Origin of the sequence: Paenibacillus sp. 2003 (assembly GCF_031455635.1) — a bacterium.
GTDB classification, from domain to species: domain Bacteria; phylum Bacillota; class Bacilli; order Paenibacillales; family Paenibacillaceae; genus Paenibacillus; species Paenibacillus amylolyticus_B.
Map to the genome: position 1 here is coordinate 796,158 of NZ_JAVDTB010000001.1, position 16,235 is coordinate 812,392.

At 44.6% G+C, this 16,235-nt stretch carries 17 protein-coding genes; all 17 read left to right on the forward strand.

What is annotated here, in order from left to right; translation table 11 throughout:
* Positions 1–20: 20 nt before the first annotated feature.
* On the forward strand, positions 21–290 hold the full coding sequence (gene fliQ, locus J2X75_RS03715) for a flagellar biosynthesis protein FliQ (RefSeq protein ID WP_047842485.1): 270 nt from the start codon (positions 21–23) through the stop codon (positions 288–290).
* 10 nt (positions 291–300) lie between these two features.
* Positions 301–1,089 (forward strand): flagellar biosynthetic protein FliR, encoded by a 789-nt coding sequence (gene fliR / locus J2X75_RS03720; RefSeq protein WP_310334371.1) that lies wholly within the window; start codon positions 301–303, stop codon positions 1,087–1,089.
* A gap of 23 nt (positions 1,090–1,112) precedes the next feature.
* Positions 1,113–2,195: a flagellar biosynthesis protein FlhB gene (gene flhB, locus J2X75_RS03725; protein ID WP_310334374.1), complete on the forward strand. Its 1,083-nt coding sequence runs from the start codon at positions 1,113–1,115 to the stop codon at positions 2,193–2,195.
* 25 nt (positions 2,196–2,220) lie between these two features.
* A complete protein-coding gene (gene flhA, locus J2X75_RS03730; RefSeq protein ID WP_017689169.1) occupies positions 2,221–4,254 on the forward strand; it encodes a flagellar biosynthesis protein FlhA in 2,034 nt (677 codons plus the stop codon).
* Positions 4,251–5,603: a flagellar biosynthesis GTPase FlhF gene (gene flhF, locus J2X75_RS03735; protein ID WP_310334375.1), complete on the forward strand. Its 1,353-nt coding sequence runs from the start codon at positions 4,251–4,253 to the stop codon at positions 5,601–5,603. The genes flhA and flhF overlap by 4 nt, the downstream gene beginning before the upstream one ends.
* Complete coding sequence (locus J2X75_RS03740) at positions 5,600–6,487, forward strand: MinD/ParA family protein (RefSeq protein WP_017689167.1); 888 nt, start codon at positions 5,600–5,602, stop codon at positions 6,485–6,487. The genes flhF and J2X75_RS03740 overlap by 4 nt, the downstream gene beginning before the upstream one ends.
* A 32-nt stretch (positions 6,488–6,519) precedes the next feature.
* Complete coding sequence (cheB, locus tag J2X75_RS03745; RefSeq protein ID WP_310334378.1) at positions 6,520–7,962, forward strand: chemotaxis-specific protein-glutamate methyltransferase CheB; 1,443 nt, start codon at positions 6,520–6,522, stop codon at positions 7,960–7,962.
* A gap of 32 nt (positions 7,963–7,994) precedes the next feature.
* Entirely contained in the window at positions 7,995–10,067 is a 2,073-nt protein-coding gene (locus J2X75_RS03750; RefSeq protein WP_310334380.1) for a chemotaxis protein CheA, read from the forward strand.
* A 41-nt stretch (positions 10,068–10,108) separates the two neighbouring features.
* On the forward strand, positions 10,109–10,570 hold the full coding sequence (locus tag J2X75_RS03755) for a chemotaxis protein CheW (RefSeq protein ID WP_036609340.1): 462 nt from the start codon (positions 10,109–10,111) through the stop codon (positions 10,568–10,570).
* A 10-nt stretch (positions 10,571–10,580) separates the two neighbouring features.
* Entirely contained in the window at positions 10,581–11,201 is a 621-nt protein-coding gene (locus J2X75_RS03760; protein WP_310336636.1) for a chemotaxis protein CheC, read from the forward strand.
* Entirely contained in the window at positions 11,194–11,691 is a 498-nt protein-coding gene (locus tag J2X75_RS03765) for a chemotaxis protein CheD (RefSeq protein ID WP_017689162.1), read from the forward strand. Before J2X75_RS03760 ends, J2X75_RS03765 begins: the two co-directional genes overlap by 8 nt.
* 4 nt (positions 11,692–11,695) lie before the next feature.
* On the forward strand, positions 11,696–12,139 hold the full coding sequence (locus J2X75_RS03770) for a hypothetical protein (RefSeq protein ID WP_076208888.1): 444 nt from the start codon (positions 11,696–11,698) through the stop codon (positions 12,137–12,139).
* Between the two features lie 15 nt (positions 12,140–12,154).
* Positions 12,155–12,943: a FliA/WhiG family RNA polymerase sigma factor gene (locus J2X75_RS03775; RefSeq protein WP_017689160.1), complete on the forward strand. Its 789-nt coding sequence runs from the start codon at positions 12,155–12,157 to the stop codon at positions 12,941–12,943.
* 62 nt (positions 12,944–13,005) lie between these two features.
* Positions 13,006–14,415: a flagellar assembly protein A gene (locus J2X75_RS03780; protein ID WP_310334384.1), complete on the forward strand. Its 1,410-nt coding sequence runs from the start codon at positions 13,006–13,008 to the stop codon at positions 14,413–14,415.
* 52 nt (positions 14,416–14,467) lie between these two features.
* Positions 14,468–14,782, forward strand: a complete 315-nt coding sequence (locus tag J2X75_RS03785) for a hypothetical protein (RefSeq protein WP_310334386.1) — start codon at positions 14,468–14,470, stop codon at positions 14,780–14,782.
* Between the two features lie 65 nt (positions 14,783–14,847).
* Positions 14,848–15,429 carry a hypothetical protein gene (locus J2X75_RS03790; RefSeq protein WP_310334389.1) on the forward strand — a complete coding sequence of 194 codons (582 nt, stop codon included), beginning with the start codon at positions 14,848–14,850 and terminating at the stop codon, positions 15,427–15,429.
* Between the two features lie 3 nt (positions 15,430–15,432).
* Positions 15,433–16,059 (forward strand): hypothetical protein, encoded by a 627-nt coding sequence (locus tag J2X75_RS03795; protein ID WP_310334390.1) that lies wholly within the window; start codon positions 15,433–15,435, stop codon positions 16,057–16,059.
* Positions 16,060–16,235 lie beyond the last annotated feature (176 nt).

Genomic DNA, 16,235 nt, shown 5'->3' on the forward strand with positions numbered 1-16,235 from the left:
AAAGTTAAAGGAGGACGGTCATGACTTCGGAATTTATTATCGGTCTGGCCGGGAAAGCGGTATACACGTCATTGCTGGCCAGCGCACCCATGCTTATACTAGCTCTGGTTGTAGGACTTGCAATCAGTATTTTTCAAGCGACAACTCAAATTCAGGAACAAACATTAGCTTTTGTACCCAAGATTGTTGCCGTACTTCTGGCAGTACTTTTGTTTGGACCTTGGATCTTAAATATTTTGGTCGATTTTACGTTTAACATCCTCGATAATCTATACAGATACATAGGGTAGGCTTTAGCAGATGGAGACATTGTTGCAAAGTTTCCCTGTCGCTCTGCTTATGTTTTGTCGAATCACATCATTTTTTGTAACTGCGCCAGTTTTTTCGGCTCGAAATGTGCCGGCTTCAGTTAAAATTGGTATCTCTGCATTTGTCACATTATCTGTCTATCTGATTTACGGAATAGACCAGACCGTACCCACAGACCTGAGTTATGTCTTATTGATCATCAGAGAGATTCTAATTGGCTTGCTTTTAGGTTTTGTGGCTTATCTGTTGATGACAGCTGTTCAGACTGCGGGGACCTTTATCGATCTACAAATCGGTTTTGGGATGGCTAATGTATTTGATCCGATGACAGGCGCTTCAGCACCACTTACGGGTAACTTGAAATATGCATTTGCTATGCTTCTGTTTCTAACGATGAATGGTCACCATTATTTACTGGATGCGATAGTCTACAGTTACCGGTGGGTTCCGTTATCGAATATATTTTTCCTGCGGTTGGCTGACGGAAGTATTGCTGAATTTTTGGTCCGGACATTAGGCCAATCATTTATGCTGGCCTTTCAGATGTCGGCTCCGATTGTAGTTGCGTTGTTTTTGACGGATGTTGGATTGGGTTTTTTGGCCAAAACTGCTCCTCAATTTAATGTCTTCGCAGTCGGAATGCCGCTTAAGCTACTTGTAGGTCTTGCTATTTTGCTTTTGCTGGTTCCCAGTTTCTCCTTTGTATTTAGTCAATTGTTCGAAGCGATATTCAGATCGATGGAAAAATTGCTTGGAACCATTGGACAAAGGCCCGGCTGAGTGAAACGGAGGAAAAGACACGGATGAAACTTCAACTCGACCTCCAGTTGTTTTCAGGGGAGAAGACAGAGAAAGCTACCCCGAAAAAGAGACAGGATACACGAAAAAAAGGACAGGTTGTCAAAAGCGCTGAATTATCTGGCGCATCCATTCTCCTAATCGCGTTTTTGATCATGATGGTATTCAGCAATTTCTATAAAGAACGTATAGTTCGTCTGTTTACAGATATCTTCATCAATCGATTGAGTATGGAAATCACCGGAGAGAATGTGATGGCGCTTATGATGCGCTATGGCATTGAAGTTTTGTTATTGATCGCTCCCGTTTTGCTGGGTGCGTTACTGGTTGCTTTGATCGTTAACTACATGCAAGTTGGTTTTCTTCTTGTAGGGGAAGGTTTGAAGCCAAAACTTGAGAAACTGGACCCGATTAAAGGTTTCAAAAATATATTCTCTCTTCGCTCATTAGTGGAATTTGCTAAATCCATTTTGAAAATGTCGATTATCGGTTATCTCGTTTACAGTGCAATTAAGGGCTATCAGTCAGATATTGCTTCACTTTCTCATTTTTCATTGGATGCTATTTTACATTTCGCTGCGTCGATCACTTTAAGTCTTGGTATCAAGATTGCAGTGGCATTAATGATACTTGCGATATTTGATTACATGTATCAGAAGTATGACCATGAGAAGAAGATTCGTATGTCCAAGCAAGACATCAAAGACGAGTACAAAAAAATGGAAGGTGATCCGCTGATCAAAGGTAAAATCCGGGAACGCCAGCGTCGTATGGCTATGCAGCGTATGATGCAGGAAGTGCCGAATGCGGATGTAATCATCACGAACCCAACTCACTTTGCGGTTGCGTTAAAGTATGAAGGTTCCGAGATGGAGGCACCACAAATTATTGCCAAAGGTCAGGATTATGTCGCCTTGCGTATTAAGGAAATTGCCAAAGAAAACGGTGTTATTACGATGGAAAACAAGCCGCTGGCACGGGCATTGTTCCAGAGAGCCGAGATTGGTGACGCTATACCGGCCGATTTGTTTCAAGCGGTAGCTGAAGTGCTGGCTTATGTATATAAACTAAAGGGCAGAAAGAAATAAAAGGGGATCGGAGGCCGTACATTCATTGAAGATTAAAGATATAGCTGTCCTTGCGGGTATCATTGGCATTGTGTTGATGATGATTCTTCCGATCCCAACCTGGCTGTTGGACTTGTTGCTGGTCGTCAATATTTCAATTGCACTGATGATACTCCTTGTTGCAATGAACAGCAAAGAAGCGTTGCAGTTTTCTATTTTTCCAGCTTTGTTGTTGATCACTACACTATTCCGACTGGCACTGAACATTTCGACAACCAAGCTAATCCTTGGTGATGGGGATGCCGGAGCCGTAGTTGCTACCTTTGGTAGCTGGATTGCTGGAGGGCAAATTGCGATTGGATTTATCGTGTTTTTGATCCTCGTTGTTGTTCAGTTTATCGTCATTACAAAGGGGTCTGAGCGTGTAGCTGAAGTTGCTGCCCGATTCACTCTCGATGCGATGCCTGGTAAACAAATGAGTATCGATGCGGATCTGAATGCGGGTCTAATCAACGAGCAACAAGCTCGTGAGCGTCGTTCCAAAATTGAACGTGAAGCCGATTTTTATGGAGCGATGGATGGAGCAAGTAAATTCGTAAAAGGTGACGCAATTGCAAGTATTATCATCCTCCTGATCAATCTCATTGGTGGATTTATAATCGGTATGACTGTGCATGGGATGGCTTTTGCAGATGCAATGTCAACGTACTCTGTATTGACTATCGGAGATGGACTGGTAAGCCAAATCCCTGCTTTGCTTATTTCCACAGCAGCAGGACTTATCGTCACCAGAGCGTCTTCAGAAGGAAACCTGGCAGATGATATTACGGGGCAACTGTTTACATATCCAATACTTATTTATATCGTAGCTTTCGTTATTGCCATGCTCGGTTTCTTCACACCAATTCATGTTATTACTACACTTCCGTTGGCAGGTGTGTTGGCATATGCCGCGTGGCGTATGCAGAATAATCTGAATTTGAAACAAGTAGCGGAAGAACAGTTGGAAGAAGAACAGCAGATTGAAGAGGTTAGAAGTCCTGAAAGTGTAATTAACCTGCTTCAGGTGGACCCTATTGAGTTTGAATTTGGTTATGGTTTAATACCGCTTGCTGATAATCAGCAGGGTGGGGACTTATTGGATCGGATCATTATGATTCGGAGGCAGTGTGCTCTTGAACTGGGGTTGGTCGTTCCGGTCATACGGATTCGAGATAATATCCAGCTCAGACCTAATGAGTATGTTATCAAAATCAAGGGTAATGTGGTAGGTGGCGGAGAACTGTTGTTGAATCATTACCTTGCCATGAGTCCTGGCTATGATGAGGAGTCTGTGACAGGTATTGAAACGACAGAACCTGCTTTTGGACTTCCGGCACTATGGATTGATGAAGTAACCAAAGACAGAGCCGAACTTGCAGGATATACGGTCGTTGATCCGCCTTCCGTTGTGGCTACACATCTGACGGAACTGATTAAGAAACATGCGCATGAGTTACTTGGAAGACAAGAGACAAAAGCACTTGTGGATAATCTCAGAGAGAACTATTCTGCCCTTGTGGATGAACTGATCCCTTCTCTACTTTCCATTGGTGATGTACAGAAAGTGCTTGCTAAGTTATTGCGTGAGAAAATATCTATTCGGGATATGGTTACCATCTTCGAGACACTGGCTGATTATGGTACGTATACGAAGGATCCTGATGTGCTGACTGAATACGTCAGACAATCCCTCTCACGTCAGATTACTCAGCAGTTCTCACAGAAAGGTGAGACACTTCGAGTGATCACGGTTGGACCTGGTCTTGAGAAGAAAATTGCTGAAAGTGTGCAACAATCGGATCAAGGCAGTTATCTTGCGCTAGACCCTGTATCTACACAAAGTGTATATCAGAAGCTGAGTGAACAAGTGAACCGATTGATTCAATCAGGTCAACAACCTGTTGTATTAACTTCTCCAACCATTCGGATGTATCTGCGTCAGGTTATTGAACGTACTATGCAGGACATTCCTGTGCTTTCCTACAGCGAGTTGGAGCCGAATGTTGAAATTCAAAGTATCGGGGTGGTGAACTTATGAGAGTAAAACAATACGTTGTTGAGACCATGCCCGAAGCTATGCTTCAAATTCGCAAAGACCTGGGAAGTGATGCCGTTATTCTGTCCACCAAAGAGATTAAGGTGGGCGGTGTGCTGGGAATGTTTCGTAAAAAAAGGATTGAAGTTGTAGCTGCAGTGGATAAGGAAGAAAACAAGCAAACAACAAAGCCAGTACAAAATCAATTCACACCTGTACCTCGTGCATTTGTACCTGAGGCTTATCGGCAAGCAGCTCGTTCGTTTGTTGCGGCTTCTGATGAGTCGGCTACAACGAATACAGCTGATCAAAGTGTACAGGACCAATCTGCTGCTGCCCCGTCTGTGTTTGAATCGCGTAATATCGGTTCAGACATAGACAGCGGCTCAGGTTCTTCGAGCACGGATCATAAACCGCGACCGCAAGGGGCGGATTTTTCGGGTTCAACAACTGGTCCAAAGCCAACAGGTTCAGACCTGCAGCAGGATAAGTTGATGACTGAATTGCAGGATCTTAAACAAATGGTGACTAGGCTTTCAAAGCAAGGTACTTCTGCGGACCCTGTGCCAGAGGAACTGCATACGATCCGAGAACGTTTGACAGAACAAGATGTCTGGCCTGAAGTATGGGAATCCTGGTTTGATTCAATTCAAGCAAAATGGTCTGAGGATGGATTGAAAGAACAGGATGTAGAACAAGTGGTGAAGCTTGAGGTCATGCACTTTTTGGAGCAACGTATTGAAGAAGGCATTCTTCCTACCACGCGAATCGTCTATGTAGCTGGACCAACCGGTGTAGGGAAAACGACGACAATTGCGAAATTAGCCGCTGAACAAATGTTCAAAAAACAGCGTAAAGTTGGATTCATTACATCAGATACGTATCGGATTTCGGCAGTAGAACAGCTTAGAACGTATGCATCTATACTGAATGTTCCGCTTGAGGTGGTGCAATCGCCCGGTGATACACAACGTGCCATTTCTCGATTAGAGAATTGTGATTTGATCTTTATGGATACAGCGGGTAGAAACTATAGAAATGAATTACTTGTTTCGGAACTGCAAAGTTTGCTTGCTCCTGTAGAGAATAGCGAAACCTTTCTGGTCATGAGCATGACCTCCAAAAGTGCTGATATGGTTCAGATCACGGAACATTTCAGTAAATATGGTCTGGATAAGGTGATTTTCACCAAAATGGATGAGACTGGGAGCTGCGGTCCGCTATTTAACTTGTTACACCGTTTTCCACTCAAGCTCGCATATGTGGCAAATGGACAAAATGTTCCGGACGATTTGTTGAAACCAGATGCAGATTCGTTGTCTAAACAGTTGCTGGGAGAATGGTCACAATGAAGGATCAGGCAGCTGCACTTCGAAGTATGGTCTCTGCGCCATTGGAATTGGAAGGCATTGAGCGAGATATTCGATCCTCAAAAATCATTACTGTGGCCAGTGGTAAGGGAGGTGTTGGTAAATCCAATTTCACACTGAACTTTGCCTTGGCATTGCAGGCTTTGGGGCAAAAGGTACTTGTATTTGATGCCGATATTGGAATGGCTAATATTGATGTTCTTATGGGTACGTCTTCTTCCTATAATCTTTACCACCTGTTGTACCGACAAAAATCCATAAGGGAAATCATACAACTGGGTGCCAGTGGCTTGCCTTACATTGCTGGAGGATCGGGCATGAAAGAGTTGTTCTCATTGTCAGATCGTGATCTGGAGTTTTTCGCCAGTCAAGTCGAGGATATTGCCCAGGAAATGGATTATGTCATCTTTGACACTGGGGCAGGACTCTCCAGAGAGAATATGAAGTTCATCGGTGCTGCTGATGAATGCCTGATTATAACTACACCTGAACCGACTTCAATAACCGATGCTTATGCTTTAGTCAAAGTTATGCACGGCCAGGAAAATGCTACGCCCTTTCGGATGATCGTTAACCGGGTGGAAGACGAACGAGAAGCGGAACGGGTGGCAGAAAAAATAGCTGGAGTGGCGAGGCGGTTTTTGCAGACGGATATTCCGCTGCTTGGGTATATTTCAGAAGACGCCCAGGTAGTCAAGGCGGTTAAAAGGCAAATGCCCTATAGTCTGGCTTATCCGAATGCCAAAGCCTCCAAAGATATAGAGAAACTTGCTCTTCGTTATCTGGCTGTACCTGCAACTCCGGGATCCGGAACCTTGACAGGAATCAGGGGATTTATGAATAAGTGGCTTAAACGGACAACATGATTTCTGAATAAAGGAAACAGGGGTGACACAACATGGCGGTGTATCAAGTATTGGTTGTCGATGATTCCGCTTTTATGCGTAAGATTGTTACGGATTTGATCCAAGCGGATCCGGAATTCAAGGTTACGGCAACGGCATCAAACGGTAGAGAAGCGATTCAAAAATCACTAGAATTGAAACCCGATATTATTACAATGGACGTTGAGATGCCCGAAATGAATGGGTTGGATGCATTAAAATCAATTATGAAGGAATCCTTCGTTCCTGTGATTATGCTCTCTGGTATCAATGAACAAGGCATGAAAGAAACCATTATGGCGCTTGAAGCCGGGGCATTTGACTTTATTCGCAAACCATCTATTTCACATGACCAGGATATTGCTCAAGTAGGTAAAGCCTTGGTTGAGCGCATGCGTGCTGCGATGAATGAGATCAAAAGAAAAGCTGATCGTGAGTTATCCATGAAAAATAGAGACATGTTGCGAGGAGCAGTTGCTCCCCCAACTCAGCCAGTGCAGAAAGAAATGCCGGTCAGGGATCCAGCGGAGCCTGTGAAAAAAACGATCGAACCTGTCCAAACGAGTCAACGCTCTCTTCGAGAGCGGACTGAAGCCTTTCAGGCCAAATCAAAGAAACCAATTGAACCAGTGTCACCTTCAAAACCAGGTCGCGTAGAGAACAAACCGGAGCCATTGCCAAAAGCTGAGCGCAATTTGGGGACGAAGGCAGAAAAAGCAGTGAGGTCAGCTAATCCAGTACAGACTCCAAAGGAAGTTCGACTACCTAATGCAGCTAGAGTGGCAGCTGATCAAATAGCGGCAACCTCTGCCTCTGCAAAAGCCAAGGATGTAATCAAGCCCAATCCTGTCCCCAAAGGTGGAGGGGGGCTGGAAGGACCATTCAACAAACTTGTGGCAATAGGTTGTTCTACGGGTGGACCGAGGGCTCTCAAGACATTGCTTGAGCAGTTGCCTGCTGATTTGCCTGCACCAGTCATTATTGTGCAGCATATGCCGCCCAATTTCACACGTTCTCTGGCTCAACGATTGAATACATTCAGTCCACTGCATGTGGTTGAAGCTGAAGAGGGCATGGTTCTGAAAAAAGGAACCGCCTATATAGCACCCGGCGGATTCCATGTGAAAGTTAACAAAACAGCAGACGGGAAGTTTATCGTGAAGCTGACTGAAGATCAACCAGTGAATGGACATAGACCTTCAGTGGATACGATGTTTGAGTCACTTCTGCCGTTTACATCTTTACAAAGGCATCTTGTTTTGCTAACGGGAATGGGAAGTGATGGAGCACGTATGATGAAGAGATTATACGAAGCTGGAGTTACATCAACCTTTGCCGAGAATGAAGAAACATGTGTTGTATATGGTATGCCGCGTTCTGCTGTAGAGCTGCAATGCGTTCGTCATCTTCTGCCATTGCAGGAGATTGCTTCTAAACTTGTTCAAGCAGTGAAATAACGGAGTGTAACTCACGGAGGAGGTGCCTCACAATGGACATGAACCAATATTTATCCATGTTTATTGATGAGTCTAATGATCATCTGCAATCGCTTAACGAAAACATGCTTCAACTTGAAGGCAATCCGGAAGACCTGGGCATAGTTCAGGTTATATTCCGCTCTGCTCATACCTTGAAGGGTATGGCAGCAACTATGGGCTTTGAAGATTTGGCATCACTGACACATAAAATGGAAAATGTGTTGGATCTGGTTCGTAATGAGAAGTTGAAAATGCAGGATTACATTTTTGATACCATGTTCAAGAGTCTGGACGCTTTGGAAACCATGGTTCAGGATATTACCGAAGGTGGACAAGGTAAAGCAGATGTGTCGTCAATCGTAGCTTCACTTCAGGCCATTGAAAATGGTGAAATGACAAACGGAAATGGACCTGCTGCAGAAACAAACAAGCCGGCTAACGCTTCAATCTCTTCGGCTGTTGAGCTGGATGAATTCCAATATTCAGTGCTGGATCAGTCGATCGCCGAAGGTCATCGTGTGTTCTACGTGGATGTGCTTGTTAGCGAGCATAGCCAGTTAAAAGGTGTACGGGCTTATATGGTCTTTGATATGCTGGAACGTTCAGGTGAAGTGGTTAAGGCTTACCCATCCGTTCAGGATATTGAGCAGGAGAAGTTTGAGCGCAGTTTCTCGTTGTATTACATAACAACTAAAGAGGCGCATGAACTGGAAGAAGGCATCATGAGTATCTCTGAAATTGAAAGTGCGAAGCTCATTCAACTGGATCAGGAGACTCTTCAGCAGATGGCCAATCAGATAGCAGCTACAGTTGAAGCGCCACCCGCTCCAACAGCTGTAGCTGAGGTTGCTTCGCCGGATAAGAATTCTGTACCCAAAGAAGAAGCCACAACGGCAACAGCTAAAACAGCTGCACCGAAGCAAGCTGCTGCACCTTCACGTACCATTCGTGTGGATATTGAACGTCTCGACGTATTGATGAACCTGTTCAGTGAATTGTTGATTGACCGTTCACGTCTGGAGCAACTGGCCAGTGAAACAGGCAACAATGATTTATCCGATACAGTAGCTCATTTAAGTCGAGTTAGCACAGATTTGCAAAATATTGTACTGAAACTGCGGATGGTTCCGGTAGATACCGTATTTAATCGATTCCCGCGCATGATCCGTGATCTGGCTAAGACACTTGATAAAAAAATCGATCTGGTGATTACAGGTGCTGAAACGGAACTGGATCGTACGGTAATTGATGAGATTGGTGATCCGCTTGTGCATTTACTGCGTAACGCGGTTGACCATGGTGTGGAATCCATTGCAGAGCGTGTAGCTGCAGGTAAACCAGAGATGGGTACAGTAAACCTGCGTGCCTTCCACAGTGGAAATCACGTATTTATCGAGATTGAAGATGATGGTAAAGGTATCTATCGCGACAAGCTTTTGAAAACCGCGATCAAACGTGGTGTTGTAACCGAAGAACAAGGTGCCAAGATGAGTGACGATGAAGTGAACCAACTGTTGTTCGCACCTGGTTTTAGTACTGCTGATATTATCTCGGATATCTCTGGCCGGGGCGTTGGCTTGGATGTAGTAAAATCGAAGATTACTTCGCTTGGCGGTAATGTAACGATTCATTCAACTCCAGGCAAAGGCACGAACTTCTCTGTTCAGCTTCCGTTGACTCTATCCATTATTGCTGCAATGCTTGTACGACTTGGTTCAGAGAAATACGCTGTTCCGTTGTCCTCCATTGTAGAGACGGCCATTGTACAACGTGAGCAAGTTCGTAATATTCACGGCAATAAAATGATCACGTTCCGTGAGTCACTGATTCCGTACTTGTCTTTGAGCGAAGTTTTCTCCGTACCGGATTTCAATGACGCTGATGAGCAGGAAACAGAAATTGTCGTGATTCGCAAAGGCGACCGTCTTGCAGCTGTAGCTGTTGAAGAATTTATTGGACAAAGTGAGATTGTTCTCAAATCAATGGGAACCTATCTTCCTGCTATTGAAGGAATCTCTGGAGCAACCATTCTCGGAGATGGACAAGTAGCCCTGATTCTTGATCCTAATGCATTTATTAAATAAGCATAGATCTAAGTCTTACATTTAATAGGGAGGTTTTTTACATGGAAGAAGAGTTGAAAGTCATCGTCTTTAAATTGGGTTCCGAAGAGTATGGTATTGAGGTAGATAAGGTTCAGACGATTGAGCGCATGATGCCAATTACCCGTGTTCCCAAGACACTTTCCTTTGTAAAAGGAGTTATTAATCTACGCGGTGTTGTAATTCCGGTCATTGATCTACGCGGTCGTTTCTCTCTTCCGGAAACGGAATACACGGATCAGACTCGTATTGTTATCGTAGGTGTAGACGACATGCAAGTAGGCTTTATCGTAGATTCTGCCAATGATGTTATTGATATCAAGAGCAGTGCGATCGATAGCCCGCCAGAAGTGGTTGGCGGCGTCAAAGCGAGATACCTGCGAGGTGTTGCTAAATTGGAGGATTCACGCTTGTTGATTATGCTCAACCTAAATGAAGTATTAAATAAAAGCGAGATTGTACAGCTGGAAAGTGTTGAGGGCTAGTACCGTGGAGATGTTCAACCGATTTGAGGTATTCCAGATGGATGTGCTCAAAGAGGTCGGTAACATTGGAGCAGGCAACGCCGCAACGGCGTTGTCTCAACTCCTCAACAGACCGATTGACATGGGTGTACCTACAGTACAAATGCTCCCTTTTGAAGAAGTTGCCGAAAAAGTGGGCGGAGATGAACGCATCGTGGTTACCGTGTTTCTTCGTGTAGAAGGCGAAGCACCGGGAAATCTTTTCTTTATGATGACACCAGAGGCTGCTAAAATGTTGTTGAATAGACTTGCAGGGTTTGATCTGAAAGAAGGGCTCGCTTTTACAGATATGGAACAATCAGCGCTTTCCGAAATTGGAAATATTTTGGCCGGATCCTATCTCTCTTCTTTGGCAGATTTCACAAAGTTGTCTATGTATCCAACTGTTCCAGGACTTTCCATCGACATGGCAGGTGCCATTCTAAGTTATGGTTTGCTGCAATTTGGCGAGATGGGTGACGCTGCATTGTTGATTGACACATCTTTCTTTGAAGGTGAAGATCAAGTGGAGGGTCAGTTTTTCCTCATTCCGGATCCACCATCCTTTGCAAAGATATTTGAATCGCTAGGGGTGCCACTGAGCCATGATTGAGGACAAAAGCGTCGTTAAAGTCGGTATGGCGGATTTAAACATCGCTCATCTTCCTGGTGTGATCCGTACGACTGGCTTGGGTTCGTGTGTGGGATTAACAATGTATGACCCACATTTGAAGCTGGCTGGAATGGCGCATGTCATGCTTCCTACTTCAGAGATCGCCCGTGAAGGGAAACTGAACACTGCGAAATATGCGGATACGGCGTTGCCTGAGCTTTTGGAAAAGATGATAAAACTAGGCGCTTCTCACTCACGTATTGTGTCTAAAATGGCCGGAGGCTCTCAGATGTTTGCCTTTGCTGGCGCTGGAGATACAATGCGCATTGGACCAAGGAATGCAGATTCTTGTCGAGAGTGGCTTCAAAAACTCAACATCCCTCTTCTAGCAGAAGATACGGGTGGGAATTATGGACGAACGATTGAGATGGATTGTGAAACTGGACTTTTGACTATTCGAAGTGTACAAATGGGTGTAAAGGAACTATAAGACTATGATAGGAAACTACCGCATTAATCTTGGAGCAGGCATCGTTGGGTTTATTCTTACTTTTTTTGTAGCATACAGCAGCAATGTGCTGATGACCAGTTTAATTCGCGGATTGATCGGATTCGTAGCCTGGTTTGTCCTTGCATATGGTTTACGCTGGGGATTGGGATTGCTGCTGAACCCTCAGATCGAGGGAAATGGGTATGGTTATGATTCACCAAATGCTCAAGATCAAAGAGGTTCACAGGTGGACATTAAAATCGAAGACGATGGACAAGAGCTGAATGATTTGCTCAAGAGTGGACAGAACGCTTCATCTGGGGACGATCTTCCGCCATCTGAGACGAAAGCTCCAACGGGATTCGCCCCTTTGGATCCGCCTAAACTTGTCCGGACCAAGGATCCGGAGGAATTGGCGCAGGCCGTTCGTCACCTGACAGACAAATAAGGAGGGTGAAAGCAATTGAACGAGCGTAAAGCTTCACATTTGAACCATTCTGATCTGTGGGAAAAGTGGAAAGAACATGGAGATCTTGAAGCCAAGAAAACTTTGATTGAAAAGTATCTTCATATTGTAAATTATGTATCCGGTCGACTGGCTGTGGGTTTGCCCAAAAATGTTCCCAAGGATGACTTGGAAAGCAATGGCGTTATGGGTTTAATTGATGCATTGGAGAAGTTCGACTATGAACGTGGTCTGCAATTTGAAACTTATGCATCATGGAGGGTCCGCGGAGCCATTCTTGACGGTCTGCGTCAAGGTGATTGGGTTCCGCGTTCTGTGCGGGAGAAGGCCAAGCGAATCGAAGACGCCTACCAACAGCTGGAACAAAGTTATCTCAGGTCTGTTAGTGATGAGGAAATGAGCGAGTACTTGGACGTATCCACTAAAGATTTTCAACATATGCTTCAGGAAGTGGCAGTCATGTCACTTTGCTCGCTGGAGGACCCAATTCGTGAGGAAGAGTCTGAGACTCGTCTGTCTTTGATGGTGGATGAGAAAGCCAAAAATCCGGATTATAAAGTGAATGAGTTTTATTTGAAGGAAGCTTTGGTGCAAGGGCTTGACAAGTTGACGGTAAAAGAGAGAACGGTTGTTTCACTATTGTATTACGAAGATCTTTCTCTTAGTGAAATTGCTGAGGTTATGTCTCTTTCTCCGTCTCGTATATCCCAGTTACATTCCAAGGCAATATTACGATTACGCGGCACGTTGGACAAACAGAAAGATTTGTTGATGCGTAAAGATTAATAGAGAGAAGTAATATCATTGGAGTTTGGGGAGTGGAAAGTCTAAAAGGGGGAAGAATTGCGGTGACACAGCGGACTGCTTTGGAACAATGTTTAAACGTTGTTTTATCGGACGACAAATGCACAGCCTACCTTGAATTTTCCAAAGAGGAAGAAGGCTTTGCCTGCACGATCGATGAACTTGAACAATTTGTGGCAAACAAGGGCATCAAACAAGGTGTATCGCGAGAGGCACTATTACTTTTTGTGAACAACCCTGAAACCTATTTGAAAGATAAATACAAGATTGCAGAAGGTGTCGCTCCCATTCAAGGAACAGATGGCTTCATCAAGGTTCTGGTTGGAATGGACGATACGAATGAACGACGACCACTGGAATCGGAAGATGGAACTGTCGATTACAAAGAAGTGACCCGGTTAAACAATGTCCGTAGTGGTCAGATCATTGCAGAGCGGATCGCTCCTAGCGATGGCATACCAGGCAGGGCAGTAACGGGTGAGGAAATTCCTTATCGTCCGGGAAAAGAAGCTCGGTTTAAAGTTGGGAAAAACGTTGTGATTAACCCGGATGGTTCTGCGATGTATGCTGCACTGGATGGGCTGGTTACCAAAACGGACGGTCACAAACTGAATGTTTTTCCGGTCTATGAAGTCAATGGTGACGTTGACTACAATAACGGTAATATCGACTTTGTAGGCACAGTTGTCATACGAGGCAATGTACTTACCGGGTTTAAAGTAAAAGCAGCAGGTGACATTCGTGTCGTCGGAGGTGTCGAAGGAGCTGAACTGGAAGCAGGCGGCTCAATCGAAATTACCGGTGGTATTATTGGTTATAACAAAGGACTGGTACAAGCAGGCCATAATGTTAAATGTACTTTCATTCAAGAAGGCAACGTGGATGCCGGTGAAGATGTTCTGGTTTCCCAAAGTATTATGCATTCCAATATTCGTGCAGGCCATGGTGTCATCTGTGCGGGCACCAAGGGTCTTATCGTTGGTGGCTCGATCCAGGCTGGTCAGAACGTCTCAGCGCGTGTTGTGGGCAACAGCATGTCCACGGTCACTTCCATTGAGGTTGGTGTGCTACCAAAGCTGCGTAACGAACTCAATGATTTGCGCAAGGAAGTCAGAGAGCAGATGAATTCCTTGGATAAAACGAAGAAAGCTTTGACATTGCTGGATCAATTAGCTGCCGCTGGACAACTAACTCCAGATAAGATGTCGATGCGAATCAAGCTGAATGCTACGCAGAAATCTGCTCTTCGCATAAGTGAAGAAACGAAAATGCGTATCTTTGAAATTGAAAAGGCACTTGAAGATACAAGTAAGGCTCGTGTTGATATTCTGAAGATGATTTATGGAGGCTCTAAAATAGTTATCGGCAGATACACGAAATTTATTAAAGATCCAGTGAGTCGAATTTCATTTTATTATCACGATGGTGATATTACGATGGTTCCATACGTTTAAGTACAGCATTCAGGCACAGGAAGAAATCCATTCGAAACCGTGAGGTGAGCGTATGAGTTTCAAAGCAGTGGAGTTGCAGATTGCGGTACCACGAACAAGTGAAGCGGGACGTTATCAAAGTGAAGCCCAGCAGCGACCGATTACGGATCAGAATCTTTTGGCAGAGCAAACGTCGAAAGAAGCAAATGAAGCAAGGCAACGAAGTGAAGCAATGGACGAAACTTCACAGACTTCGGTGCGTGATGGTCATAACCATGATGGGGATCAGCAGAGTGGTTCCGATGGACAGGAGACTGCTCAGGGTCAAGAACATGTCAAACCTGCAGAGCATCCGTATAAGGGAAAACACATAGATCTGTCTTTATAATAAATGGTTGTTATGGACATGCAGACTTGCGCACCGATGGTTGAATCAGAAGGAGAGAACCCAATTTGTCACCATGGATCATTATTGTCATATTAGGGGCCTGCGCCATCGCCTACGCTTATATTATGCCTCGGAAAAACAAGGCGCAAGAGCCTGGGCATCAACTGGTGCAGGAAATGGAATCTACGCTTGAACACTACATGACCGAGATCGAAAACGATAATGATGCTCTTATTCAACGTGTGGCTGAAATGAAGGGAGAAGCGACAGCAGCCGATCAACGTATGCAATTGCAACTTCAGGAATTACAGCAGCGGTTGGATCAGCTGGAACAGAGCAAAAAGAATGAACCTGTCGCAACTGTTCCACATTCCGGTAATGTATCCGTACAATCTTCCGAAGGTTTGCAAGCACAAGCGCTCGTGAAAAGTGTACAAGCAGAGGCAGCCCAGCAGGCGTTAGAAGCAGACCTACAGACCAGTGAAGTCGAATCTTTGCCTGGGCGTGAGTCGATTAAAGATCGATATGCAGAACTCTTTAATCTACATGCTGAGGGTAAGTCGATGGATGCCATATCCAAGCAGACAGGCATTCAGCGTGGTGAAGTACAGTTAATACTGCAACTGGCAGAACGGGAGGAAAGCTAAGTCATGGACAAGCGATCCTTATGGATTGGTCTGGGGAGCGGTATGATTATTGGTGCAGTTTTGCTTCAACTGGCCACAGTAGGACAAAATGCATTATCTGATAGTAATCTTGACCCTGAGCAGACCGCCAATATGACGAAAGAACAGCTGGAAACAGTCGCAAAAAGCCTGGATATGAAGTTGATCGGTTCTGAAGAGGAATTGTACACAGAAGCTGAGTGGGTAGAGAAGAAAAAGCAGGAAAGCAGTGAGTTGCAAGGGGAAACAGCAACACCACCTGAGGCAGTAACCTCTACGGAAACACCTGCAGAGCCTGAGAAGCCACAAGAGCCTGCTGCAAGTGAAGGTGAAGGGCAGAAAGAGATAACTGAACCGAAGACAACAGAACCTGTAACGCCGAGCAATCCGAAAGGCGCAACAGTATCATTTAAAGTACGTTCAGGCAATAGTCTGGCGATCGTTGCAGCAAACCTAAAAACCGCGGGAATCGTAGATGATGCTCAAGCATTCATAAAGGCTGGCAAGGCTGAGCGAATCAATACCAAAATCCAAGTGGGTACCTATGCGCTTGAAAAAGGCGAAAGTTTCAAATCCATTATCGCAAAAATTACGAAAGAACCGTCAAACTGAGCATGCTCGGACAGGACGGTTTTTGCGTATTAAACGGTGCATTTTCAAAGCTTGATAATAATTAGCGTTGAGTTACATATCAGGTTTAAATTGATTCGATACTAGGAAAAAACGAAAAGTAGATTTTAGCTTTAAAGACTGTTGCATCGGACAGTTAGTTATGCTATATTAGATAA

Coding starts and splice junctions, on each gene's coding strand:
- J2X75_RS03785 (WP_310334386.1), top strand. CDS start 14,468: ATGAGTTTCAAAGCAGTGGAGTTGCAGATTGCGGTACCACGAACAAGT.
- J2X75_RS03795 (WP_310334390.1), top strand. CDS start 15,433: ATGGACAAGCGATCCTTATGGATTGGTCTGGGGAGCGGTATGATTATT.
- flhF (WP_310334375.1), top strand. CDS start 4,251: ATGAGAGTAAAACAATACGTTGTTGAGACCATGCCCGAAGCTATGCTT.
- flhB (WP_310334374.1), top strand. CDS start 1,113: ATGAAACTTCAACTCGACCTCCAGTTGTTTTCAGGGGAGAAGACAGAG.
- J2X75_RS03760 (WP_310336636.1), top strand. CDS start 10,581: ATGTTCAACCGATTTGAGGTATTCCAGATGGATGTGCTCAAAGAGGTC.
- cheB (WP_310334378.1), top strand. CDS start 6,520: ATGGCGGTGTATCAAGTATTGGTTGTCGATGATTCCGCTTTTATGCGT.
- J2X75_RS03765 (WP_017689162.1), top strand. CDS start 11,194: ATGATTGAGGACAAAAGCGTCGTTAAAGTCGGTATGGCGGATTTAAAC.
- J2X75_RS03740 (WP_017689167.1), top strand. CDS start 5,600: ATGAAGGATCAGGCAGCTGCACTTCGAAGTATGGTCTCTGCGCCATTG.
- fliR (WP_310334371.1), top strand. CDS start 301: ATGGAGACATTGTTGCAAAGTTTCCCTGTCGCTCTGCTTATGTTTTGT.
- J2X75_RS03755 (WP_036609340.1), top strand. CDS start 10,109: ATGGAAGAAGAGTTGAAAGTCATCGTCTTTAAATTGGGTTCCGAAGAG.
- J2X75_RS03750 (WP_310334380.1), top strand. CDS start 7,995: ATGGACATGAACCAATATTTATCCATGTTTATTGATGAGTCTAATGAT.
- J2X75_RS03770 (WP_076208888.1), top strand. CDS start 11,696: ATGATAGGAAACTACCGCATTAATCTTGGAGCAGGCATCGTTGGGTTT.
- fliQ (WP_047842485.1), top strand. CDS start 21: ATGACTTCGGAATTTATTATCGGTCTGGCCGGGAAAGCGGTATACACG.